The 22,083-nt window shown below is 73.4% G+C and carries 24 protein-coding genes; 12 read left to right on the top strand and 12 right to left on the bottom strand.

Going from position 1 to position 22,083, the window contains the following annotated elements; genetic code table 11:
• Positions 1–5 precede the first annotated feature (5 nt).
• The gene (locus ABD944_RS00675; RefSeq protein ID WP_345171177.1) at positions 6–479 is read right to left on the bottom strand and encodes a MarR family winged helix-turn-helix transcriptional regulator; all 474 of its coding nucleotides are present in this window, start codon (positions 477–479) and stop codon (positions 6–8) included.
• A gap of 94 nt (positions 480–573) precedes the next feature.
• Here ABD944_RS00675 and ABD944_RS00670 point away from each other — a divergent pair, with 94 nt between their 5' ends.
• Positions 574–1,752, top strand: a complete 1,179-nt coding sequence (locus ABD944_RS00670; RefSeq protein ID WP_345171175.1) for a PP2C family protein-serine/threonine phosphatase — start codon at positions 574–576, stop codon at positions 1,750–1,752.
• 45 nt (positions 1,753–1,797) lie between these two features.
• Here ABD944_RS00670 and ABD944_RS00665 read toward each other — a convergent pair whose 3' ends face one another.
• Both ABD944_RS00665 and ABD944_RS00660 read right to left on the bottom strand, forming a co-directional pair.
• Positions 1,798–3,486, bottom strand: coding sequence for a sensor histidine kinase (locus tag ABD944_RS00665; RefSeq protein WP_345171173.1), 1,689 nt, complete (start codon positions 3,484–3,486; stop codon positions 1,798–1,800).
• The gene (locus ABD944_RS00660) at positions 3,483–4,685 is read right to left on the bottom strand and encodes a PP2C family protein-serine/threonine phosphatase (RefSeq protein ID WP_345171171.1); all 1,203 of its coding nucleotides are present in this window, start codon (positions 4,683–4,685) and stop codon (positions 3,483–3,485) included. The genes ABD944_RS00665 and ABD944_RS00660 overlap by 4 nt, the downstream gene beginning before the upstream one ends.
• A gap of 213 nt (positions 4,686–4,898) precedes the next feature.
• On the opposite strand from ABD944_RS00660, the gene ABD944_RS00655 reads away from it, so the two are divergent.
• Together ABD944_RS00655 and ABD944_RS00650 are read left to right on the top strand one after the other, a co-directional pair.
• Positions 4,899–5,531: an RNA polymerase sigma factor gene (locus ABD944_RS00655; protein ID WP_345171169.1), complete on the top strand. Its 633-nt coding sequence runs from the start codon at positions 4,899–4,901 to the stop codon at positions 5,529–5,531.
• Complete coding sequence (locus ABD944_RS00650) at positions 5,528–6,682, top strand: CU044_5270 family protein (RefSeq protein WP_345171168.1); 1,155 nt, start codon at positions 5,528–5,530, stop codon at positions 6,680–6,682. Before ABD944_RS00655 ends, ABD944_RS00650 begins: the two co-directional genes overlap by 4 nt.
• Before the next feature lie 67 nt (positions 6,683–6,749).
• Here ABD944_RS00650 and ABD944_RS00645 read toward each other — a convergent pair whose 3' ends face one another.
• Complete coding sequence (locus tag ABD944_RS00645) at positions 6,750–6,986, bottom strand: hypothetical protein (protein WP_258944924.1); 237 nt, start codon at positions 6,984–6,986, stop codon at positions 6,750–6,752.
• 145 nt (positions 6,987–7,131) lie between these two features.
• A complete protein-coding gene (locus ABD944_RS00640) occupies positions 7,132–8,616 on the bottom strand; it encodes a pentapeptide repeat-containing protein (protein ID WP_345171165.1) in 1,485 nt (494 codons plus the stop codon).
• A 198-nt stretch (positions 8,617–8,814) separates the two neighbouring features.
• Here ABD944_RS00640 and ABD944_RS00635 point away from each other — a divergent pair, with 198 nt between their 5' ends.
• From ABD944_RS00635 to ABD944_RS00615, 5 genes are read left to right on the top strand one after another with little or no spacing between them, the layout of a single operon-like run.
• Entirely contained in the window at positions 8,815–10,899 is a 2,085-nt protein-coding gene (locus ABD944_RS00635; protein ID WP_345171163.1) for an RNA degradosome polyphosphate kinase, read from the top strand.
• Positions 10,892–11,764 (top strand): NUDIX hydrolase, encoded by an 873-nt coding sequence (locus ABD944_RS00630; protein WP_345171161.1) that lies wholly within the window; start codon positions 10,892–10,894, stop codon positions 11,762–11,764. Before ABD944_RS00635 ends, ABD944_RS00630 begins: the two co-directional genes overlap by 8 nt.
• 49 nt (positions 11,765–11,813) lie before the next feature.
• A complete protein-coding gene (locus ABD944_RS00625) occupies positions 11,814–12,212 on the top strand; it encodes an ArsR/SmtB family transcription factor (protein WP_345171159.1) in 399 nt (132 codons plus the stop codon).
• A complete protein-coding gene (locus ABD944_RS00620; protein ID WP_345171157.1) occupies positions 12,209–12,661 on the top strand; it encodes an SRPBCC family protein in 453 nt (150 codons plus the stop codon). The genes ABD944_RS00625 and ABD944_RS00620 overlap by 4 nt, the downstream gene beginning before the upstream one ends.
• A gap of 3 nt (positions 12,662–12,664) precedes the next feature.
• Entirely contained in the window at positions 12,665–13,462 is a 798-nt protein-coding gene (locus ABD944_RS00615; RefSeq protein WP_345171155.1) for an SDR family NAD(P)-dependent oxidoreductase, read from the top strand.
• A gap of 47 nt (positions 13,463–13,509) precedes the next feature.
• Here the strand turns inward: ABD944_RS00615 and ABD944_RS00610 are convergent, their stop codons facing one another.
• Positions 13,510–15,006, bottom strand: a complete 1,497-nt coding sequence (locus ABD944_RS00610) for a CYTH and CHAD domain-containing protein (protein ID WP_345171153.1) — start codon at positions 15,004–15,006, stop codon at positions 13,510–13,512.
• 95 nt (positions 15,007–15,101) lie between these two features.
• On the bottom strand, positions 15,102–15,659 hold the full coding sequence (locus ABD944_RS00605; protein WP_345171151.1) for a TetR/AcrR family transcriptional regulator: 558 nt from the start codon (positions 15,657–15,659) through the stop codon (positions 15,102–15,104).
• Positions 15,660–15,723: 64 nt separating this feature from the next.
• On the opposite strand from ABD944_RS00605, the gene ABD944_RS00600 reads away from it, so the two are divergent.
• A complete protein-coding gene (locus ABD944_RS00600) occupies positions 15,724–16,119 on the top strand; it encodes a nuclear transport factor 2 family protein (RefSeq protein ID WP_345171149.1) in 396 nt (131 codons plus the stop codon).
• Between the two features lie 25 nt (positions 16,120–16,144).
• Here ABD944_RS00600 and ABD944_RS00595 read toward each other — a convergent pair whose 3' ends face one another.
• Entirely contained in the window at positions 16,145–16,597 is a 453-nt protein-coding gene (locus ABD944_RS00595; RefSeq protein WP_345171825.1) for a GNAT family N-acetyltransferase, read from the bottom strand.
• 149 nt (positions 16,598–16,746) lie between these two features.
• On the opposite strand from ABD944_RS00595, the gene ABD944_RS00590 reads away from it, so the two are divergent.
• From ABD944_RS00590 to ABD944_RS00580, 3 genes are all read left to right on the top strand, one after another.
• Complete coding sequence (locus ABD944_RS00590) at positions 16,747–17,076, top strand: WhiB family transcriptional regulator (protein ID WP_345171147.1); 330 nt, start codon at positions 16,747–16,749, stop codon at positions 17,074–17,076.
• A 73-nt stretch (positions 17,077–17,149) separates the two neighbouring features.
• Positions 17,150–17,767, top strand: coding sequence for a rhomboid family intramembrane serine protease (locus ABD944_RS00585; RefSeq protein WP_345171146.1), 618 nt, complete (start codon positions 17,150–17,152; stop codon positions 17,765–17,767).
• Between the two features lie 141 nt (positions 17,768–17,908).
• The gene (locus tag ABD944_RS00580; RefSeq protein ID WP_345171144.1) at positions 17,909–18,361 is read left to right on the top strand and encodes a hypothetical protein; all 453 of its coding nucleotides are present in this window, start codon (positions 17,909–17,911) and stop codon (positions 18,359–18,361) included.
• A gap of 93 nt (positions 18,362–18,454) precedes the next feature.
• Here ABD944_RS00580 and ABD944_RS00575 read toward each other — a convergent pair whose 3' ends face one another.
• The 4 genes from ABD944_RS00575 to ABD944_RS00560 all read right to left on the bottom strand — a co-directional run bounded on the left by ABD944_RS00575 (position 18,455) and on the right by ABD944_RS00560 (position 22,083).
• The gene (locus ABD944_RS00575) at positions 18,455–19,213 is read right to left on the bottom strand and encodes an SDR family oxidoreductase (RefSeq protein WP_345171142.1); all 759 of its coding nucleotides are present in this window, start codon (positions 19,211–19,213) and stop codon (positions 18,455–18,457) included.
• Positions 19,214–19,299: 86 nt separating this feature from the next.
• Complete coding sequence (locus tag ABD944_RS00570) at positions 19,300–20,757, bottom strand: hypothetical protein (protein WP_345171140.1); 1,458 nt, start codon at positions 20,755–20,757, stop codon at positions 19,300–19,302.
• A 74-nt stretch (positions 20,758–20,831) separates the two neighbouring features.
• The gene (locus ABD944_RS00565) at positions 20,832–21,617 is read right to left on the bottom strand and encodes a sporulation protein (protein WP_345171138.1); all 786 of its coding nucleotides are present in this window, start codon (positions 21,615–21,617) and stop codon (positions 20,832–20,834) included.
• Between the two features lie 142 nt (positions 21,618–21,759).
• Positions 21,760–22,083, bottom strand: a complete 324-nt coding sequence (locus ABD944_RS00560) for a DMT family transporter (protein WP_345171136.1) — start codon at positions 22,081–22,083, stop codon at positions 21,760–21,762.

The raw sequence follows: 22,083 nt of genomic DNA, 5'->3' as shown, positions 1-22,083 counted from the left end.
ACGGTTCACGCGAGCATGGAGAGGGAACCGCCGTCGTCGTCCGGGCGGGTGGCCGCCTCGTGGAACTCGGTGAGACCCCACAGCAGGGCGGCCTGCGCGGCCGCCGGCATCTCGGCCAGCACGCGGGTGAGGCTCTCGCGCCGCCGCAGCCGGAGCCGGTCGAGCAGCTCCTGCCCGTCCCCGCTCAGCCGGACGGTGACCTGGCGCCGGTCGCGGCCGGGGTCGCGCGTGAGCAGGCCGGCGGCCTCCAGCCGGTCGCACAGCCGGCTCGCCGACGACACCAGGGCGCCGAGCTCGCCCGCCAGCCTGCTGATGTTGACGGGCCCCCGCTCCAGGACGAACAGCGCGCGCAGTTGCGTGGACGGAATAGGGACATCCGGGGCATTGTGGGCGCGCGACCATACGTTCAGCAGGGTGGAGGCCGCATCGTCGAGCGCAGCCGCGAGATCCGCGGCGTCCTCACCCGACGTGGCCACCATGCCCTCCACTGTTACACACGACGTCGCCCACGGCATCCCGGGACCTGCGGGTCCGCCGGCCGCCGGAGCCGTGCGGCGAGGGGCGAGGATCGAGATGCACGGTGCACGCGCGGAGAACGGGCCGTTCGAGGCGGCCAGGAAGGCGATCTGGGCGGCCCCGCCGAACGAGGTGATCGCCGTCGCGGCCGACGTCCTCGGCCGGCACGGGTGCGCGGACACCGAGGTCCTGATGGTCGACTACCGGCAGATGTTCCTCGTCCGGACGGTCTCCGCCGGTGACGACGTCTCCGTGGACAACACGCCGCCGGGCCGGGCGTTCGCGTCGCAGCGGACCGTCCGGGACGACGGGGAGGGGCTCGCCCACCTGCCGCTGACCGTGAAGGGGGAGCGGATCGGGATCCTGTCGGTGCGGCTTCCGGACGGCGGTCCGCTCTGGCTGGACGACTTCGCCGGCGTGCTCGCCCGCGCCCTCAAGATCGCCGACCAGGCCACCGACATGTACCGGCGCCTGCGCCGGCGGACGCGGCTGACGCTGGCCGCCGAGATGCAGTGGGACATGCTGCCCGCGTCCGCCTACCAGGCGTCCGAGCTCAGCTTCGCGGGCCAGCTCGAACCCGCCTACGCGGTGTGGGGCGACGCGTTCGACTGGGCCACGTCCGGCGAGCGGTTCACCCTGACCGTCAGCAACGGGATGGGGTCGGGCACCGAGTCGGCGGAGCTCACCCATCTGGCGATCAGCGCGCTGCGCAACGCGCGCCGGTCCGGCGGCGACATCGTGGAGCAGGCCGAGCTCGCCGACGAGGCGCTGTTCGGACGGCACCGGGGCGAGCGGCTCGTGGACGCGCTCCTCCTGGAGTTCGACCTCTCCGACGGGCGGGTCCGGGCCATCGACGCGGGCTCGCCGAGGATCACCCGGCTGCGGGGCGGCGCCACGGACCGGCTCGGGTTCGAGCCGCAGATGCCGCTCGGGATGTTCGGCGACACCCGCTACGTGCCCCAGGAGTTCGCCGTCGAGCCGGGCGACCGGCTGGTCATCGTCAGCGACGGCGTGCACGCCGCCCGGTCGCCCGCCGGGGTCGTGTACGGGGATGCGGGGCTGCTCCAGGCGATGCGCGCCACCCGGTTGCAGGACCCGCCCGAGGCCGTCCGGACCATGGTCCGCCACTACGTCGGCTTCCACGAGGGCGCCCAGCCGTCCGACGACGCGGTGATCGTGTGCGTCGACTGGACGGGCCGGGACGCGGGCGCCGGCAAGGGCGCCGGGGACGGGTGACGCCGGGCGGCCTTCGCCGGGCGCGGCCCAGGTCGCCCGGGACGCTCAGTCGTCCGGATCTTCGGCGTCGTCCCCGGCGGCGGTCGACGGCTGGGCGGGCAGCGTCCACCGGAACGTGGTGCCGGGGGCGGGCTCCGCGTCGGGCTCGGCGTCCTCGTCGACGGCGAGCCAGATGCGCCCGCCGTGGTACTCGACGATCTTCTTGCACAGCGCCAGGCCGATGCCCGTGCCGGTGTACTCCTCGCGCGAGTGCAGCCGCTGGAAGATGAGGAAGATCCGGTCGGCGTAGCGAGGGTCGATGCCGATGCCGTTGTCGGCGCAGGCGAACTCCCACTCGTCCCCGGCGCGGCGGACGCTGATGGTGACGCGCGGCGGCACGCCCTCCCGGCGGAACTTGATCGCGTTGCCGACCAGGTTCTGGAAGAGCTGGACCAGCTGGGTGCGATCGCCGGGCACGTCGGGCAGCTCCGCGACCTCCACCTCGGCGCCGGTCTCATCGCGCAGGGTGGAGAGGTTGTCCAGCGCCTGCCGGACGACGTCGTCGAGGTCGACGGAGTCCTCGGGCCGCGACATCCGCCCGACGCGCGAGAAGCTCAGCAGGTCGTTGATCAGTGCCTGCATGCGCTTGGCGCCGTCGACGGCGAACGCGATGTACTGCTTCCCGCGGTCGTCGAGCTGGTCCCCGTACCGGCGTTCGAGCATCTGGCAGAAGCTCGCGACCTTGCGCAGCGGCTCCTGCAGGTCGTGGCTCGCGACGTAGGCGAACTGCTCCAGCTCGGCGTTGGAGCGGCGGAGCTCCTCGGTCTGCTCGTCGAGCCGGCGGGACTTGTCCTCGCTGGTGCGCCACTCCTCGATGATCCGGGCGCGCATCGCGTCGATGATCGCGGCCAGCTCGTTGATCTCCGCCGGGCCGGGGACGTCGAGACGGTGCCCGAAGTCGCCCTCCGAGACGGCGCGGACGCGGCCGGTCAGGGTCGACACCGGCGTCAGAACGGTCCGGCGGAACAGCACGGCGAGCAGCAGCGCGGCGACGACGACCATGGCGAGCGCGGCGAACGTGGACCACTGGGCGGTCCTCGCGCGCGAGTTCAGTTTCGCGGCGGCCCGGTCGTGCAGCGTGGTGATGCCGGACTGGAGCGGCGTCATGTCGCCGCGCGCCTGCACGAGCAGGCGGCTCGCCAGCCGGCTCTCGCCGCGGTCGATGCCCTGGCCGCCGGGCCCGGCCGCGACCCGGTCGGCGAACCCGGCCCGCCAGGCGCGCGAGTCGGCGGTCGCCTTGGCGAGGAGCCGGTCGACGTCCCCGTGCCCGGGCACCCCGGCGAGGAGGCGGCGCATGCGGGCGGCGGACGCCGCCTCCTGGCGCACGGCGGCCCGGTACTGCTCGACGTGCTCGCGCCCGCCCTCCTCGGCGTACGCGCGGATGGCGATGTCCTGCGCGGTGACGGCCGTGGAGAGCCGGAACTGCTCCAGCGTCGCCGGGTCGACGCGCTCGATCAGGACGTCGCGGGCCTGCTCGTTCCCGTACATCGCCATGCCGGTCTGCACGAACGCGGCCAGCAGGAGGGCGCCGAGGACGGCGGAGCCGATCCGGTAGATCTGGACGAGCCGGACCCGGCCCATCCCCCGCCCCTCGGGGATCTGCGCCCCGGACAGCACGGCGCCCGGTCCGGCGGCCCGCGCCGTCCCGGCGGGCTCGGCGGCCTCGCCCGTCCCGGCGGACGTCTCGCCGGTCACCGGTCGTCCCCCCGGCTCAGCATCAGCAGGGCGAGGTCGTCGGCGAGGACGTCCCCGTTCAGCCGTTCGGCCTCCGCGATGAGTCCGTCGACGAGCACGTCGCCGCGCCTCCCCTCCTCGTGCGCGGCCCTGGCGAGCCGCAGCAGGCCGTCCATGTCGAGGTGCCCGCCTTCCTCGCCGGCGGACCCCTCGATCAGCCCGTCGGTGTAGAGCAGCAGTCCCCACTCGTCGCCGAGCTCCAGGTCGGCGGCGGGCCACCGGGCGCCCGGGAGCAGCCCGAGCGCCGGGCCCCGCGGCTCGTCCGGGACGGCCTCCACGCCGTCCGGCGAGAAGAACAGCGGGCACGGATGCCCGGCCCGGTGCAGCCGGGCGCTGCGCCGGTCGGGCGCGATCGTCACCATGCAGACGGTCGTGAAGATCTCGTCGCTCCACCGCTCGTGCTGCAGGACGGCGTCGAGGGTGTCGAGGAGGCGGGAGCCGGTGTTCCCGGCGAGCACGAGCGTCCGCCACGCCATGCGGAGCCGGACGCCGAGGGACGCCTCGTCGGCGCCGTGCCCGCTCACGTCGCCGATCACGGCGTGGACGGCGCCGTCGGCGGTCTCCACGGTGTCGTGGAAGTCGCCGCCGAGCAGCGCGCGGTCGCGTCCCGGCCGGTAGCGGGTGTGGTGCCGCAGCGCCCGGTCGTGCAGGATCGGCACCGGCAGCAGGCCGCGCTCCAGCCGGGCGTTCTCCCTGCTGAGCGCCCGCGCCTCGACGAGCTGCCGCTCGGACTCGTCGGCGCGCTTGCGCTCGATCGCGTAGCTGATCGCCCGGGTGAGCAGCGCGCCGTCCGCGTCCTGCTTGACGAGGTAGTCCTGGGCGCCGGCGGCGACGGCGGCGACGCCGACGTGCGCGTCGGCGAGCCCGGTCAGCACGAGCACGGCGGTGCCCGGCGCGTGCTCGCGCACCTGGTGGAGGGCGTCGAGGCCCCGCGCGTCCGGGAGGGAGAGGTCGACGATGACGCACTGGATGTCGGGCCGCAGCGCGTCGAGGGCCTCGGCGAGCGTCGCCGCGACGGTGATCCGCAGGCCGGGCTGCGCCTCGGTCAGCAGCTCCTCGAACAGGAACGCGTCGCCGGGATCGTCCTCGACGAGAAGGAGGTGCGGGGAACCGGCGACACCGAGGAGCCGCTCCGCACCGCGACTGGGCATCGCGGCCATGTCTCAGCTCCTTCTGTCCGGCGAGGCCGGGTGGATGTCAGGTGGGAGGCCCTTGTCATCGAGCAAATGTTAGAGGCATCGGGCGCCGCGGGGGCACGCGGAACGGCCGAACGGTGCTCCTCCGGCGGAACCTGCTGTCCTTTCGGTAACGATGCCGCGTCCCGCGCCACTACCCCGTGACATGACCTGAACGGACGGACGGAGGAGCACGCGGTGGCAGACGAGGCCCCCGATGAACAGCGCTTCACCGCGATCTACGACGAGTGCCGCCAGCGCGTGTGGGCCTACGCCGCCGCCCGCGCCGGCGGCCAGGTCGCGGACGAGGTGGTGAGCGAGACCTTCGCCGTGGCGTGGCGGCGGCTGGCCGACGTCCCGGACCCGGCGCTGCCGTGGCTGCTCGGCGTCGCCCGGAACGTGCTGCGCGACGGGCACCGCGCGCGGGTGCGCCGCGAGTCGTTCGCAGCTGAGCTCGGGCGGTGGGCGCCGCGCCGGACCGGCGACGTCGCCGAGGACGTGGCCGAGCGGCTCGCGGTGCTGCGCGCGATGGCGTCGCTGCCGGAGGGGGACAGGGAGATCCTGATCCTCATCGCCTGGCAGGGCCTGACGCCGCGCGAGGCCGCCCGGGTCGTCGGCTGCTCGCCGGCGGCGCTGCAGGTGCGCCTGCACCGCGCGCGCCGCCGCCTGGTCCGCGCGGCCGAGGACGAGCAGCCGGACGCCCGGATCGCGTCCGCCCGCCCGGACCCGCCCAGGCCGCCCGCCCGGACCGACCCCGGACCGGGGCCGGGCGGCGCGGCGGCGCAGGGGGCACGGTCGCAGGTCGGAGTCATCAAGGGAGAGACGGCATGAAGGATGTGATGCGGGTGTTGCGGGATGCCAGGCCTGAGGAGATGGACCCGGGTGCGCCGGTGGACGAGGGCGTGCGCCGGGCCGAGCTGGCGCGGGCCATGGCGGCGCCGCTTCCGGAGGCCGGGGGCGCCGCGCCCGCGCGGCGGCGAGTGCGGCCGGTGTGGGGACTGGGGCTGGCCGGTGCGGTCGCGGCGGGGGCGGTCGCCGCGGCGGCGGTGATCGTCGCTCCCGGCGGGGGCGGGACGGAGCCGGCCGGGACGGGCGGAGGCGGCGAGCGGGTGCTCGACGCGAGGACCGTCCTGCTCGCGGCGGCCGAGAAGGCGGACGGGCAGACCGAGACGATGCGGGCCTTCTGGCACCAGGTGACGGTGTCGTCCGCCACGTACACGGTCGGCGAGGGCAGCGGCGGTTACGCCGTCACGGTCAGGAGCAAGGCGGAGAGCTGGACGCCGAGCAGGCCGGGCGGCAAGGCGTGGGCCGCGGCGCAGGAGCTGGGGGCCAAGCCCGCGACCAAGGCGGACGAGGAGGCCTGGCGGCGCGCGGGGTCGCCCGGGACCTTCAAGGTCCAGGTTCCGGTGGCTCCGGGCGTCAACGGCCGCCTGAAGGGGTTCACGGCGAAGACCGCGCCCGGTCCGCGCAGCTTCAACGGCTCCGCGCTGGTCGACGGCGACAAGGTGTTCTGGCTGGGCCGGAACGTGACGATGAAGGATCTGCGGGCGCTTCCGTCCGACCCGAAGCGGCTCAAGGCCGAGCTGCTGCGCTGGTACAAGGGCCACGACACCGAGTCGAACCGGCCGATGGCGTCGGACCTGTGGCTCTACACGGTGGCGCGCGGCCTGGTGATGGAGATGCCGGTGAAGCCGGCGGTGCGGGCGGCCGCGTTCCGGATGCTGGCGGGGCTCCCGGCGGTGCGGTCGCTCGGGAAGGTCACCGATCCGCAGGGGCGGACGGGGAACGCCATCGCGCTGGACGAGAAGACGCGGCAGGGCGTGATCAGGCAAGAAATGATCATTGATCTGGCCTCGGGCGCCGCGCTGGCCAGCATGAACGTCATGGTGGCGCCGGCGGCCGGGGCGAGCGTCCCGGCGGGGCGGACGATGGACTCGACCGCCTTGATCGGCGCGGAATGGACCGATTCCCAGCCGCGCTGACGTCATTGGGGAAGGGACGGTGCCGGCGCGGTGCCGTCCCTTCCCGGCGTTAGTGGCCGGGTTGTGATCACGCGCTTCTGGGAGTGCGGCGCGCGGTTTTCTGTGCGGCTTTGCGGCCCGCGGCGGCCGCCTTGGCGCGGTTCAGGCTTTCGCGGACCTTGGCGGCGCCGCGGGCCGCGGTCACGGTGTCCTTGGCGCGCCCGGCGTAAACGGCGAGCACCTCGGCGACGGGGGGAGGCTGCCATTCCTCCTTCGCCACGATCGGCAGGACGGGGACGGGTGCGGCGGCGGAGTTTCCGGACACGGGGTTTCCAGTCACGGGGACGAGCGCGAGATGGGATTGGCAGTGCGGGCACTGCACCCCCGGATGGGTGTCTCTGCTCATAACAACAATCATTACGCGTGGGTCTGACAAAACAACCCCCGCCTTTAGCGGACCTCGGAGGCGCTTATGTGTGGCGGGCGCCCATGTGCGCGGCGCGGACGCCGCCCGTGCGGTCGTCGTGCCGCGTCCGGTCGTCGTGGCGGACGAGTGACGCGCCGCAGCACAGCAGCGCGACGATGACCGCGAGCCAGGCCACGGCGCGTCCCGCGCGCAGGCCGTATCCGCAGGTGATCCAGAGAAGGTGCAGGCCGGCGCGGCGCCACGGGTCGCGCTCGCCGTGCCGCCGCATCTCCAGCGCGCTGTAGCGGAAGTCGCGGGCGAGGCGGTCGCGGTCGGAGTCGGCGGTGGCGCGTGCCAGCTCCTGGTACAGCGTGCGCAGCCGGTCGTCGCGGCCGGCGCCGCCGGCGAGGTCCTCGGCGAGGACGGCCCGGTCGCGGCGGCGCCACCCCCGCCCCCGGCGCCGGCCCGGCGCGGTCGCGAACGCGCAGTCGCCCGAGATCCGCAGCGCGTCCGGCCGCCGCAGCCCGAGGAAGCCGCAGCCGCTGAGGTCGAGGTCGGCGAGCAGCCGCCGGGTCGCGTCGGCGCGGCGCAGCGAGAGGAGCCGGACGCCGGACGGGCCGGCCCCGGCGGGCGGCTCGGGGAGCCCCTGGATCGGGTGCGCCAGCGCCCGGACGGCGGCCGGGCCCTCGAACACCGCGTCCTCCAGGTCGAGTTCGGCGTGCCGGAGCCGGAAGTCGGCCTCCCCGTGGACGATCGCGCCGCGGGCGATGACCTGCCGCGCCGCCGCGTGCACCCGCAGCCCGCCGTGCACGGTCGCGTCCGACAGCGCGATCCGGCCGCCGGCCGCCAGCGGCCCGAGCCAGGCGCCGTGCCGGAACCGCGCCCGCTCGAAGCGGGCATGGCGCGCCACCTGGACGCGCCGGAACGACACGTCGCCGCGGAAGCAGGCCCCCTGCATCGCCGCGTCCCGCCCGAACCGGGCGCGGTCGAAGCAGGCCGCGCCCATGAGCATCGCGCCGCGGAAGGCGGCGTCGGCGTGCCACCGCGTCTCGCCGAAGAGGGCGTCGCCGGTGAACACCGCCTCCTCGAAGGAGGCGTGCCGGTGGAACCGGGCCTCGTGGAAGGACGCGTTTCGCCCGAAGCGCGCCCCCCGGAACGAGACGTTGCCGAAGAACCGCGCGTCGTAGAACGACGCGCCGCCGAGGAAGCGGGCGCCGTCGAACGAGCTGTCGCCCTCCACACACAGGCCGCGCATTCCCACGTCCGCCGGGAGCACGGCCCCGTCGAACCGGGCGCGGCCGAGGTGGGGCCGCCCGTCGGGCCCGGTGACGGCGTCCAGGACCCCGTCCAGCAGCCACGGCGGGACGGTGACGCCGCGCAGGTCGAGATCGGCTCCGGGGCGCAGCGCGCCCGTGAACCGCTCGAACTCGCGGGGACGCAGGTGGGCGGGGCAGCCGCCCAGGTCGCCCGCGGCCCGGCCGGTGCAGCCGTCGACGGCGGTGCAGCGCGGCCAGAACACCGTGGGCGGCGAAGCCTCGTGAGGAGTCACGGTCTTCGTTCTACCCACGCGGGGGCGCGCAGTGAAGGTCTCCTGGTGGCCAGGTCGTTGCAACCCCCCGGCCACGTTCGGCGGCGACGGCCGGGACGGAGTGATCTGCGGGAACCGCGGGAATGATCGACCTATCGGATACCTCGGTGGAACCCGTACGTTCGACTTTCGTTAACCTAGATCGGGGAAAATTCTGGCATGACCGTCAATCCAGGACATGTCCCTCCGCAATCCGAGGCGCTGCCCGACGACCGCTTCCTCGACCGCGAGGAGAGCTGGCTGAGGTTCAACCAGCGCGTCCTGGAGCTCGCCGAGGACCCGGGGCTGCCGCTGCTCGAACGCGTCCGCTTCCTGTCGATCTTCTCCAGCAACCTGGACGAGTTCTTCATGGTCCGCGTCGCCGGGCTCGCCCGCCGGATGGCGACGGGCCTGGCCGTCCAGTCCGCCAGCGGCCGCCAGCCCCGCGAGGTGCTGGCGCGCACCGGCGTGGTCGCGCACGAGCTGATGCAGCGGCACGCGTCGTGCTTCCGCAAGGAGATCCTGCCCGCGCTCGGCGAGGAGGGCATCGAGCTCCTGCGCTGGGACGAGCTGGCCGAGACCGAGCAGGAGCGGCTGCGGCGGCTCTTCCGCGACCGGATCTACCCCGTGCTCACCCCGCTCGTCGTCGACTCCGCGCACCCGTTCCCCTACATCTCGGGCCTGTCGCTGAACCTCGCGGTGATCGTCCGCGACCCGGAGACCGACGCCACGATGTTCGCCCGGGTGAAGGTGCCCCCGCTGCTGCCGCGCTTCATCGAGGCGTCCCCCGACCGGTTCACGCCGCTGGAGGACGTCATCGCGGCCCACCTCGGGCAGCTGTTCGTCGGGATGGAGGTCGTCGAGCACCACGCGTTCCGGGTCACCCGCAACCAGGACCTGGAGATCGACGACGACATCAGCGAGGGCCTGCTGCAGGCGCTCGAACGCGAGCTGCTGCGCCGCCGGTTCGGCCCCGTCGTCCGGCTGGAGGTCGAGGAGTCGATCTCCGAGGGGGTGCTGGACCTGCTCACCTCCGAGCTGGGGGTGGACGAGGGCCAGATCTACCGCGTGGTCGGGCCGCTCGACCTCGGCGGCCTCGCCGCCATCGCCGACCTCGACCGGCCGGAGCTGAAGTACCCCCCTTTCGTCCCGTCGAAGGAGGCGCTGCCGGAGGACGCGAGCATCTTCAGCGCCATCCGTGAGCGCGACGTGCTCGTCCACCACCCCTACGACTCGTTCACCACCACCGTCCAGCGGCTGATCGAGGACGCCGCGTCCGACCCGCGCGTCCTGGCGATCAAGCAGACCCTGTACCGGACGAGCGGCGACTCGCCGATCGTGGACGCGCTGATGAGCGCCGCCGAGGCCGGCAAGCAGGTCGTGGTCGTCGTCGAGCTGAAGGCCCGGTTCGACGAGCGCGCCAACATCGCCTGGGCGCGCAAGCTGGAGACCGCCGGCTGCCATGTCGTCTACGGGTTCGTCGGGCTGAAGACGCACTGCAAGCTCGCGCTGATCGTCCGGCAGGAGTCCGAGGGCCACCTGCGCCGCTACTGCCACATCGGCACCGGCAACTACCACCCGAAGACCGCGCGCCTGTACGAGGACTTCGGGCTGCTCACCGCCGACCCCGAGGTCGGCGAGGACGTCAGCGCCCTGTTCAACCACCTCACCGGCTACTCGCGGCAGAGCTCCTACCACCGGCTGCTCGTCGCGCCGAACAGCCTGCGCTCCGGGCTCGTCCAGCGGATCGAGCACGAGATCGACAACCGGCGTGCCGGGCACCCCGCCCGCGTCCGGATCAAGTGCAACGCGCTGGTGGACGAGGTCATCATCGACGCGCTCTACCGGGCGTCCCGGGCCGGGGTCCCGGTGGACGTCTGGGTCCGCGGCATCTGCGCGCTGCGTCCCGGCGTGCCCGGCCTGTCGGACATGATCCGGGTGCGCAGCGTCCTCGGCCGGTTCCTGGAGCACTCCCGCGTGTTCGCGTTCGAGAACGGCGGCGAACCCGAGGTGTGGCTCGGCAGCGCCGACCTGATGCACCGCAACCTGGACCGCCGCGTCGAGGCCCTCGTCACCGTCAACGACCGGGCCCAGCGCGACGACCTGCTCGCGCTGATGGACCGGGCCATGGCCGAGGACACCCACGCCTGGACGCTCGACGCGGAGGGCACCTGGACGCGCAACCAGGCCCGTCCCGGCGAGACCCTGCGGGACATCCAGACCCACCTGGTGAAGAGCCGCCGGTGGAGGACGATCGATGCCTGAGACCATCAGGGCCGCGGGCGCGCTGCTGTGGCGCGACGGCCCGGAGTTCGCGCTGATCCACCGGCCCCGCCACGACGACTGGTCGTTCCCGAAGGGCAAGGTCGACCCGGGCGAGCACGTGCTGCGCGCCGCCGTCCGCGAGGTCGAGGAGGAGACCGGCGTCGTCCCCCGCCTCGGGCGGCGCCTCTCGACCGTCACCTATCCGCTCGGTGAGCAGACCAAGCGGGTCGAGTACTGGGCCGCCCGCCCGGTCGCCGTGAGCGCGTTCGCCCCGAACGACGAGGTGGACGAGCTGGTCTGGCTGCCGGCGGAGGAGGCCGAGGACCGGCTCAGCTACCGGCACGACGTCGACCTGCTCCACGAGTTCCTGGGAGGCCCGATCGCCACCGCGCCGCTGGTCATCCTGCGGCACGCGCGCGCGGGGGAGAAGAAGGCGTGGCGGGAGGCCGACGAGCTGCGCCCGCTGGACGAGGCCGGCCGCGCCGAGGCATCCGGCCTCGCCGGGCTGCTGCGCTCCTACGGGCCCATGCGGACCGTCAGCTCGGCCACGGCCCGGTGCGTGGAGACCGTCCTGCCCTACGCGCGGCGCGTCCGCGTGCCCGTCGAGACGGAGGCGGCGTTCACGGTCGGCGAGACCAATCCGGACCAGGCCGTGGAGCGGCTGCTGTCCATGGCGGGCGCTCCCGCGCTGGTGAGCACGCACGGCGAGATCGTCTCCGAGCTCGTCGCCGGCCTCTGCCGGAAGCTGGGCGAGAAGGTCCCGGACGACACGAAGCTCGACAAGGCCGAGTTCTGGACCGCCCATCTCGCCGACGGCGCGCTGGCCGCCCTCGAACGCCACACGCCCCGGACGGCGGGGGCCTGACGAACGCGCGGGTTGCGGTCGCGCAGGGCCGACCCGTACATTCACCCTTATGGGTGAATATTCTGCTGACCTGCTCGATTCGGTCTTCTCGGCGGTCTCCGACCCCACCCGCCGCGCCATCCTGGCCCGGCTCGCCGAGTCGGACGCCCGGGTGACGGACGTCGCGGGAGCATTCCCGATCTCCCTGAACTCCACGTCCAAGCACATCCGGACGCTCGAAGGGGCGGGGCTGGTGCGGCGGAACGTGCGGGGGCGCGAGCACTTCCTGAGCCTGAACGCGGCGCCGCTCGCCGAGGCGGCCGCGTGGATCGAGCACTACCGCGCGTTCTGGAGCGAGCAGCTCGCCTCGCTCGAAGCCTTCGTCGCCGACCGCGAAGCCGCCGCCCGTGACACCGGCCGTGACACCGGCCGTGACACCGGCCGTGACACCGCGGAGGGGGCGTCGTGACGAACGCGTACTCGGTGACCGTCCAGCGGGAGATCGCCGCCTCTCCCGAGGTCCTCTTCGACGCCTGGCTGGACGCGCGGAGCCTCGGCTCGTGGCTCAGACCGTCCGGCATCAGGGAGACCCGGGCCGAAACGGACCCGCGCGAGGGTGGAACGTTCCGCATCGTCATGGTCGACGACGAGTCGTCCATCCTGCACTCCGGCACCTACCGGGTGATCGACCGGCCCCGGCGGCTGGTGTTCACCTGGTCCTCACCCGCGACCCGGCACCGGGACTCGGTGGTGACGGTCACCTTCCGGCCCTCGCCCGGCGCGACCGTGGTGGAGATCCATCAGGTCGGGCTTCCGGACGAGGAGGCCCGGGCCTCGCACCGTGCCGGATGGTCGGACGTTCTCCGCGAGCTCGGCGACACCCGCACACGAGACGAACCCGCACGAGACGAGGACTGAACCGTGACCACCTTGGACAAGAAAGTCGCCGTCGTCTACGGCGGCGGAGGCACCGTCGGCGGAGCGATCGCGCGTGCCTTCGCGCGCGAAGGCGCCCGGGTGCACGTCGCCGGACGCACCCGCGACCCCCTGGACCGCGTGGTGCGGGACGTCACCGCCGGAGGCGGCCGGGCGGAGGCCGCCCTGGTCGACGCCGCGGACGAGGACGCCGTGCGCCGGCACCTGGACGAGGTGACCGGGCGGGCCGGACGCCTCGACATCCTGGTCAACGCGGTCGGCGTCCCGCACGTGCAGGGGCCGCCGCTCGCGGAGCTCGACCTCGACCGGTTCATGGCCCCGATCGACGGGTACCTGCGCACGCTGTTCGCCACCGTGAAGGCCGCCGCTCCGCACCTCGCGGAGCAGGGCTCGGGCGTCGTCCTCACGATGTCCACCCCCGGCGCCCGCCTGACGGGACGCGGCTTCCTGGGCAACGGCGTCTCGTCGGCCGCGGTCGAGGCGTTCTCCCGCATCCTGGCGGGCGAGCTCGGCCCCGACGGGGTGCGCGTGGTCTGCATCCGGCCCCACGCGATCCCCGCGTCGGTCGGCGCCTCCCATGTGACCGGGGCCTTCGAGGAGATGGCCGGCCGCGCGGGCGCGACCACGGACGAATGGCTCGCCGGCGCCGCGCGGGGGACACTGCTCGGGCGCCTGCCGACGCCCGAGGACGTGGCCGAGTACGCGGCGTTCGCCGCCTCGGACCGCGCCCGGACGATGACGGGAGTGATCGCCAACCTGAGCGCCGGCTGCATCGTGGACTAGGGGAAACGTGGACTAGGGGGACCGGGGACGGCGCGGACGCCGGCCCGTCAGAACGAGGGGCCCAGCGTCCGTGACCAGGTGGTCGCCAGGAGGTCGCGGGCCTTCTCCGCCTCCGCCCGCTCCCCGCCGTAGAGGACGCCGACCGCGAAGGCGTCCGCGGTCGTGCGGGCGCGGGCGGCTGCCCGTTCCAGGTGCTCCATCGCGATCACGGCGTCCTGGTGGGCGCCGAGGACCTCCTGGATGCGCTTGGTGTCCTTGACCACCCGCTTGGCCGCCGCGCCCAGCACGGGAACCGCCAGCTCGGCCGCGTACCGGGCGCGCTTGGCCGCCTTCCGCGTCTCGTGGCGGGCGAGGTCGGGGTCGGCGGACGTCTTGATCGACGCGTAGTCCCCGGCCATCCGGTCCCAGGCCCGCGTGACGAGCGCGGGGAGCTCCTTGCGGGCCTTCTTGCCGGCCACGGCCGCCAGCGGCGGATCGGCGACCAGCCTGTCGAGCCCGTCGAGCAGCGCGAAGTACCGCGCGTCCCTCAGGGCGGCGTTGAGGTGCCGGTACGCGGCCCGCTCGTGCCGCTCCAGGTCGTCCTGCAGGAAGGGCGGCGCGTCCGCGAAGCGGGCCCGGAGCACCTCCAGGTCGCGGACCTCGCCGAGGGCCTGCGCGACCCACCGCAGCTCGGGCCCGAGCGGCGCGGTCCGCTCCGCGTCCAGGACGGGCCGGTAGCTGCGCAGGACGCTCCTCGTCCTGCGCACGGCCACGCGCATGCGGTGGACGGCGTCGTCCTCGCCCAGCCGCGCCCCGGGGTCGAACCGCAGGATCGACTCGACCTGCTCGGCGAGATAGGCCAGCACGACCTCCCCCGTCGTGATCGAGGGTGCCTTTCCGTTGCTGGTCGCCTCCGTGATCCGCGACCGGGCCGCGGCCCGCTGCCGCGCCGCCTCCGACGGCGCGACGCCGTCCCCGAGCAGCCGCGCGAGCTTGGACGCCGACTTGGACCTCTTCGCCCCGGCCTTGCGCAGGCGCTTGCCCGCGGCCTTCAGCAGCTCCGGCGTCCCGGTGCCGAGCTCGACCTCGATCTCCCGCCAGCGCTCGGGGTCGGCCTCCCGCCCGCGCCCGGTCACCAGGTCGTCGGCGACCTCCGCGAGGGCCTCGCCGTCCGTGCCGAGCAGGCGCACGACCGTCCGGCGGGTCTCCAGGGTCGCGACGGGGCGCAGCTCCGCCCCGCGGGTGTGCGCCGCGACGAGCCCGGCCAGGCGCGCCGGGACGAGCAGGGGGCGGCCGAGGGGCGCCCGGAACTCGTGCTTGCCGTCCCCGTCCCGCCCGGCCGGCATCTTCAGGTGCCAGCCCGCGTCCGGCCCGCCCCGCCGCCGGCGCAGCGTGATCCGGTTGGCCGCCAGGCGCAGGTCCGCGGTGTCGAAGTAGGTGGCGTGCAGCTCCCGGACCTCGGGCTCCCCGACCGACGCCACGCCCGCGAGCCCGTCCAGTTCCGGCAGGACGAACCCGGCCGGGGCGTCGTACTTCTGCTCGATCTCCAGATGCCGCTCGGCCACGCGCTGCTCCTCAGGGAAGGGCGACAAATCGGGTGCACACCCAGATAGCCAGCATTCCACGTCAAAGTGAACAACGGCCGAAAACTCCTCGTCCCCTACGGGACCAGGACCGCGCGGCAGGTGGTGACGATCAGCTCGTCGACCCGCGTCGGCGGGGGCCGGTGGTCGAGCAGGTGCCGGTGGACGGCGCCGTAGGGGACGTCGACCGTGGCGAAGACCACGCGCTCGCGGTCGACGCCGCGGCGCCGGGCGAACGCGCTCAGCGCGCCCGTGGCCCGGGCGTTCAGGGCGTCGAGGGGTGCGGCGAGTTCGGCGGGCCAGGCGGCGGCGAGGTCGCGGCGGCGGTGCAGGAGCAGCACGGCGGCCTCGGCGGGGCGCTCGCGGCACCAGCGGGGCGTGTGCAGGGCGGCCGCCTCGGCGTCGTCCGCGTCCAGGGCCGCGACGAAGCCGTCCTGGAAGCGGCGGACGCAGCGGGTCCACAGGGTGGCGAGCAGCAGGTCGCGCGACCCGAAGCGGTGGTAGAGCGAGCCGGACGGGGCGCCGAGGCGCTCGGCGATGGCGGCGATGGTCGCGGCGGAGGGCCCGCCCTCGGCGGTCACCGCGAGCGCCGCGTCGAGGATCCGGTCCTCGTCGAACTTGGCCGGTCTTCCCACGCGCGCCTCCCGGATGATAGTAGTGAGAGCATTCTAGAACACAGCCTCTAAAAAAGGAGCGGCCATGTCGGCTTCCGAGATCGTCAGGGGTTTCTACACCGCGACCCAGGCGGCCGACGGGGCGGCGATCCTCGCCCTCCTCCATCCGGAGTTCGAGGCGCACACGGCGCCGGGGCTGCCGTGCGGTGCGGGCGGCGACTTCCGGGGCCCCGAGGAGACCCTCGCTCGGGTGTGGGGGGCGATCTTCGCCGAGTTCGACACGGCTCCCCACGCCGAGACCTGGCATGAGACCGGAGACGGGCTGGTCGTGGTGACGGGACGGTACCGCGGGACGGCCAGGGCGACGGGCCGTTCGTTCGAGGCGGAGTTCGCGCATCTCTGGCGCGTCACCGAGGGCAGGATCTCCTGGCTGCACCAGTACACCGACACGGCCCGGTGGCGGGACGCCCTCGTCCCGTGAACCGGCGGCGCCCGCCGGGTGCGGCTCAGACGAGGTGGTACTTCATCCCCATGTGGGACGGGCGGAAGCCGATCTTCTGGTAGAAGCGGATCGCGTCGGGGCGCTGGCGGTCGGTGGTGAGCTGCACCACGCGGCAGCCGCGGGCGCGGGCGCGGTCGATGGCCCATGTGATCATCAGCTGGCCCAGCCCGGCGCCGCGCTGCTCGGCGGCGACGCGGACGCCCTCGATCTGGGCGCGCTCGGAGCCGGTGTAGGTGAGGCCGGGGATGAAGGTGAGCTGGAGCGTGCCGGCGACCGACCCCGCCACCTCGGCGACGACCAGGCTGTTGTTGGGATCCTTCTCGATCGCGGCGAACGCTCTGAAGTAGGCCTCCGGTATCTCCTCACCCGGTGTTTCGCGGGTTGATCCCAGGGGATCGTCGGCGAGGAGCCGGACGATCTCGGGGAGATCGTCCAACGTCGCCTCGCGGAAGGTCACTTCTTGATCACTCTGCACGCCTTCCAGGCTATCGGGACGCTAAGTTGCAGCGTTCGCCCATGTCTTGTAGTACTACGGTGTGTAGTACTACGCTGAGTGGAGACCCCCCGGCTCGGACGGCGGTCTCATCGCCGCGCAGGGAGAAGTCAATGCACAACAACGAGAACGAGGAACACTGGACCGACCACGCCATCTGCCGCGGCGCGGATCCTGACCTGTTCTTCCCGATCGGCTACTCCGCGCCCGTGCTCCAGGCACAGGAGGACGCGGCCAAGGAGATCTGTTCCCACTGCCCCGTGCGGGCCGACTGCCTCGCGTGGGCGCTGCGGGTGGGGGAGCCCGACGGCATCTGGGGCGGGACGACCCCCGAGGAGCGGCGCTACCTGCGCCGGACGGCCGATGCCCCGGCGCGGCGGCCGCTGCCGGTGATCGTGGTGCGGGGCGACGCCTCCGAGTCGGAGCACGCGTCGGCCGCCTAGAACGCCACCGGCACCTTCTGCCCGTCCCGTCCGTTGGGGGAGTCAGGGACGCAGAGACTTTACGGTGGCTGACATGAGCTTTACCCCCGACCGGCAACGTTCCGAGGGCCTGGCGAAACACGGCGCCCGGGCCCTGGCGTCGGCGGTGCTGATCCTCACGGTGACCGCCGCGATGTGGGTTCTGGAGGCGTTCGACTACACGACGAACGGCTGGCTCGACCGGTTCGGGATCCAGCCGCGCGACGTGAACGACCTGCCGGACATCTTCACCGCGCCCTTCATGCACGCCGGCTTCGGGCACCTGACGGCCAACACGGTCCCGTTCCTGATCCTCGGGTTCGCCGCGGCGGCGCGGGGCATCGCCAGGTTCCTCGCCGCCAGCCTGATCATCATCGTGGTCGGCGGGCTCGGGGTGTGGTTCCTCAGCTCCGCCAACACCCTCGGGTCCAGCATCCTGATCTTCGGGTTCTTCGGCTACCTGGTGGGACGCGGGATCTTCGAGCGGCGGCTGCCCGACATCGCCATCGCGGTCGCCGTCGTCGCCGTCTACGGGACGATGCTGCTCGGCGTCCTGCCGAGCGACCCCACCATCTCGTGGCAGGGCCACCTCTTCGGGCTGCTCGGCGGCCTCCTCGCCTCGTGGTTCCTGCGCGGCGGCACGACCGCGACGTCTCGAAAAATGTCCGACTAAAAGCCTTTTGCAGTGAATGGACGCCAATCTGGCGACTCCATTGTTTTGTCGTCTCCATGGCTCTTCTTGATCTTCGTCGGGTATCGGTCCCCCCGAGGTGGGCGACCTCGCCCACCAGGGGGAACGAGCAAGGGGAGAAGGATGAGCGTGCGAAGAGCGATGGCCGTGGCCGCCGCGGGGGCGGCGGCCGGGGCGTTCGTCGTGATCGGGGCTGGGGCGGCGGAGGCGCAGACCGACACCCAGCTCTGCGAGTACCTGGTCACGGCGCGGGACGGACTCAACGTGCACGAGCTGCCCAACGTGCATTCGAAGGTCGTGGGCGTCCTGAAGTTCCACGACAAGCCGTGGGCCGACTGCAAGACCAAGGGGTTCACCGAGATCCGCGGGAACGTCCCGGTCCAGCTCCGGCACGGGTTCATCGACGTCAAGTTCCTGCGCAAGCTCCGGGTCATTCCGACCGGCGGCGTGGAGACGGGCGCGGGCGGAACCTCCACCGGCATGGACTCCGCGCTCGCCGCGGGGGGTGTCGCCACGGTCCTCGCCGGCGGCGGGATCGCGCTCGCGGCGCGGCGGCGGGCGACGGGCGCCGCCTGATCGGCACCGCCTGCGACGGGGCGGCAGGGCGGCGCCCCGCCGCCTCTCACGAGTGAACGACGGTCGCGTCGCCGCCCGGCGGCGACGCGACCGTCAGCTCCGCGACGGGTTCGGCCTGACGGTGACGTCCGAGACGACCGCGTCCCGCGGCGTCTCCAGCGCGGCGACCAGCACGCGCGCGACCGTGGCGGGGGCCGCGAAGTCGTCCTCGGCGTAGGGGTGGCCCTCCTGGGCGCGCACGCTGCGCTGCATCTCCGTGGCCGTCCGCCCCGGGTAGACGCTCGTGACGCGCAGGGACGGCTCCTCCGCGCGCAGCGAGTCGGCCAGCGCCCGCAGGCCGAACTTGCTCGCCGCGTACGCCGACCACTCGGGGTTGGCGCGCAGCCCCGCCGTGGAGTTGACGAACACCACGTGGCCCTCGGCGGCGCGCAGCGCGGGCAGCAGGAGCCGCGTGAGCTCCGCGGCCGACACCAGGTTGACCGACAGGTGCTCGATCCACTCGTCGGCCTCGGTGGCGGCGACCGTGCCCAGATGCACCATGCCCGCCGCGTGGACGACGCCGTCCAGCCGGGCGGGGATCCCGACCGCCGCGAGCCGCGCCTCGATGCGGCGCGGCTCGGTCAGGTCGAGCGGGATCGTGCCGATCGACGCCGCTCGGGGCGGCGAGGCGACCGCCCCCCGGTTGATGACCTGCGTGGCCGCGTGCGCGCCCCCGCGCAGCGTCGCCGCGAGCTTGTCCAGCCGCTCGGCGGAGCGGCCGGTGAGAAGGAGGTCGTGCCCGCGCTCGCGCAGCAGCTCCGCCACCGCCGTGCCGATGCCGCCGGTCGCGCCCGTGATCAGATACGTGCCCATGGCGCCCCATTCTCGTCGATCCCCTACCCCGGATGGACGCGCGGGACGGCGCGCTGGTTCGGCCCCGTCCCGAGGCGGGGTCGCGCTCAGTTCGGGCGCAGCACCCGCGCCGCGCCGGCGATCAGCGCCGTCACCAGCACCCACCCCGTCGCGACCAGCGCATACGCCACCCAGCGGGACCAGTTCACCGCGTCGTAGGACAGCTGCTGCCCGAACGTGTCGAGCGGGATCAGCAGGTCCAGCGTGTAGATCAGCGCGTGGAAGGACGGCAGCTCGTCCGGCGGCTTGACCGCGCGCGGATGCTCGATCGAGAACACCGTCGTTCCGGCGGCCAGCAGGGTGGCGAACCACGCGAACGCCAGCCAGGGCCGGTAGCCGAACCCGACCGTCCAGTCGAGCACGTGGTTCCACGCCCGGGCGACCGGGTGCAGCCCGCGGCGCCGCGCCCGCATCTTGGCGAGCTGCACCTTCCGGGCCAGGTCGTCGTGACCGATGCCGTGGTACCAGCCGGCCAGTTGCTCGTACGGCTGGAGGTGGAACTCCGGGTCCCGCGACACCCAGCTGAGCCGGTGCTTGAACTCGGCGCCGCGCAGGGTCTGGTACGTCATGCCGTTCAGGTACAGCTCGTCCGGCCAGATGTCCGGATGGTCCATGACCAGGTCGATCCTGGAGTACGACAGCGACACCCGGCCCTTGATCGGCTCCGCCGGCCACAGCAGCAGCTCGTCGACCTGCATGTGGCTGGCGTGCAGGGCCATCCGCGCCGGGTCGGAGGAGTCCAGGCGGCCCCGGATGAACGACAGGACGCCGTTCACGCGGGCGCTGCGCAGGCGGACGGTGCCGAACGTGCTGAACCCGTGGCTCAGCTCGGCGGTGTCCTCGACGACGATGTTCTGCGCGTCCAGCGCGATGCGGCCCGGATTGGTGAGCGTGGTGCGTTCCATGAACAGCCCGCCGTTCATCCGCGCTCCCACGAACCGCACCCCGCCGGTGATCTCGGCGTCCCGGATGAACGCCCCGGCGTCCACGACGAGGGCGCCGCCGGAGACCGCCCACTTCTCCGGCGCCGACGCGGTGACCCGCGTCCCGTTCATCCGCAGGCCGCCGAGGATCTGCGCCCGCGGCAGCCGCACCTCCCCCTCGATCTCGGACCCGGACAGGCTGAGGAAGCCGTCCGCGCGCAGGCCGCCGCCGTCGAAGCCGGGCATCCGGCAGCCGGAGAACCGGAGCTGGCGCGTCTCGGCGTTGGCGAACACCGGCTCCTCGACGAGCCGGCAGTCCTCCAGGAGCAGCTCGGCCTCGACGCGGCCCCCGGCGACGTCCAGCCGCCCGGTGACGTAGGCGCCGCGGAGCCGGACGGCCGCGACCGCGCCGGGGCGCGGCTCGCACTCGCCGAGCAGCAGCCGGGTGATGATCTCGGCGCGGACGATGCGGTCGGGCAGGGGGCCGGCCGGGCGGTCGTCGCCGAGGACGACGGCCGCGCCGGTGGGGAACGCCGTCCAGAGGCGCCGTTCCGCGTGGTTCAGTCCGGGGGGCTGGGGCACGGGACCCCTTTCTACGCGGAGACCCCTCCGCGATCAACATCGCGGAGGGGTCCCGGTGATCGGCCGGCCGGCGGTCAGAAGAAGCCCCGGCGGCGCCCGGCCTCCTGCAGGAAGCCGTCGAGCTGCTGCTCCCAGTTGGTGTGCTCGACGGTCGCGTAGTCGACCGTGAACCGGCTGAACGCGTCATGGCCCTCGGTGAACACCCCGCCGCGCTTGTCGAGCTCCAGCACGACCTCCATCGACTGCGGGTACGACACGAACGTCACTTCGAGCTGCTTGATGCCGCGCGCGTACTGCCCCGGCGGGTAGAACTCGATCTCCTGGTAGAAGGGCAGCTCCTGGTGGACGCCCCAGATGCGGCCCTTCTCGCAGTCCGCGTTGCGGAACTGGAAGCCGAGGTTGGAGAACGCCACGAGGATGCGCTCCTGCGCGGGCAGCGGGTGGACGGCGATCGGGTCGAGGTCGCCCGGGTCGAGCGCGCCCGCGACCTCCAGCTCCGTCGCGATCCCGACCGTCGTGCCGTGCAGCGGCCGCCCGTACATGTGGGTGAGCGGCGCCTCCCACGGGATCGGGAACTGGAACGGGATGCTGTGCCGCGCGCCCTCCTGCAGGCTGAACCCGCCCGCGACCGGCATCTTGGCGTACTCCAGGTTGGAGGTGTACTCGTTGTCGCCCGACTCGACCTCGACCTTGGTGCGCAGGGCGAGGTTCACCGCCTTGATGTCGGAGTTGAACTGGCCCCCGATGATGGCGATCTCGCCCGTGACGACTCCGCCGGGCATCGTGTTCGGGTCGTGCAGAACCGTCTCGATCGACGGGCCGCCGATGCCCATCGCCTGACGCAGCTTCTTGAAGACCAAGGTCCGTCCTCCCGTGTTCGAGCGACTCCCCGCGCTCTCGTCCCATAGACGCTGTTACGGGAGATTACGTTCCGGGAACTCGGCTGACCTGCGCAGGCGGTGGCCGTTCCTGGCCGTCCGCGCCGCTTGCCGGCGCCGCCGGTCAGTGGCCGCCTCCGGCGAGGTTCAGCCCGACGACCCCGAGGACGATGAACGCGAGCGCGACGACGCGGGTCGCGGAGACCTCGTCGCCCATGAAGAGCATGCCGAGCACCGCCGTCCCGACGGCCCCGATGCCGACCCAGACGGCGTAGGCGGTGCCGACCTCCAGGTGCTTGAGGGCGACGGTGAGCAGCCCGAAGGACGCCACGGCGAACACGAGGAACCCCGCCGACTCCAGCGGCTGGGTGAAGCCCTTGCTGCCCTTCAGGCACAGGGCCATGGCGACCTCGAAGAGGCCGGCGACGATGACGAGGATCCAGGCCAT

Origin of the sequence: Actinomadura verrucosospora, from assembly GCF_039540335.1 — a bacterium.
GTDB lineage: Bacteria > Actinomycetota > Actinomycetes > Streptosporangiales > Streptosporangiaceae > Spirillospora > Spirillospora verrucosospora.
This window is presented reverse-complemented; position numbering and strand designations above follow the sequence as displayed.

Coding starts and splice junctions, on each gene's coding strand:
- ABD944_RS00630 (WP_345171161.1), top strand. CDS start 10,892: ATGCCTGAGACCATCAGGGCCGCGGGCGCGCTGCTGTGGCGCGACGGC.
- ABD944_RS00575 (WP_345171142.1), bottom strand. CDS start 19,213: ATGGGCACGTATCTGATCACGGGCGCGACCGGCGGCATCGGCACGGCG.
- ABD944_RS00675 (WP_345171177.1), bottom strand. CDS start 479: ATGGTGGCCACGTCGGGTGAGGACGCCGCGGATCTCGCGGCTGCGCTC.
- ABD944_RS00625 (WP_345171159.1), top strand. CDS start 11,814: ATGGGTGAATATTCTGCTGACCTGCTCGATTCGGTCTTCTCGGCGGTC.
- ABD944_RS00560 (WP_345171136.1), bottom strand. CDS start 22,083: ATGGCCTGGATCCTCGTCATCGTCGCCGGCCTCTTCGAGGTCGCCATG.
- ABD944_RS00670 (WP_345171175.1), top strand. CDS start 574: ATGCACGGTGCACGCGCGGAGAACGGGCCGTTCGAGGCGGCCAGGAAG.
- ABD944_RS00650 (WP_345171168.1), top strand. CDS start 5,528: ATGAAGGATGTGATGCGGGTGTTGCGGGATGCCAGGCCTGAGGAGATG.
- ABD944_RS00585 (WP_345171146.1), top strand. CDS start 17,150: ATGAGCTTTACCCCCGACCGGCAACGTTCCGAGGGCCTGGCGAAACAC.
- ABD944_RS00580 (WP_345171144.1), top strand. CDS start 17,909: ATGAGCGTGCGAAGAGCGATGGCCGTGGCCGCCGCGGGGGCGGCGGCC.
- ABD944_RS00600 (WP_345171149.1), top strand. CDS start 15,724: ATGTCGGCTTCCGAGATCGTCAGGGGTTTCTACACCGCGACCCAGGCG.
- ABD944_RS00635 (WP_345171163.1), top strand. CDS start 8,815: ATGACCGTCAATCCAGGACATGTCCCTCCGCAATCCGAGGCGCTGCCC.
- ABD944_RS00590 (WP_345171147.1), top strand. CDS start 16,747: ATGCACAACAACGAGAACGAGGAACACTGGACCGACCACGCCATCTGC.
- ABD944_RS00660 (WP_345171171.1), bottom strand. CDS start 4,685: ATGGCCGCGATGCCCAGTCGCGGTGCGGAGCGGCTCCTCGGTGTCGCC.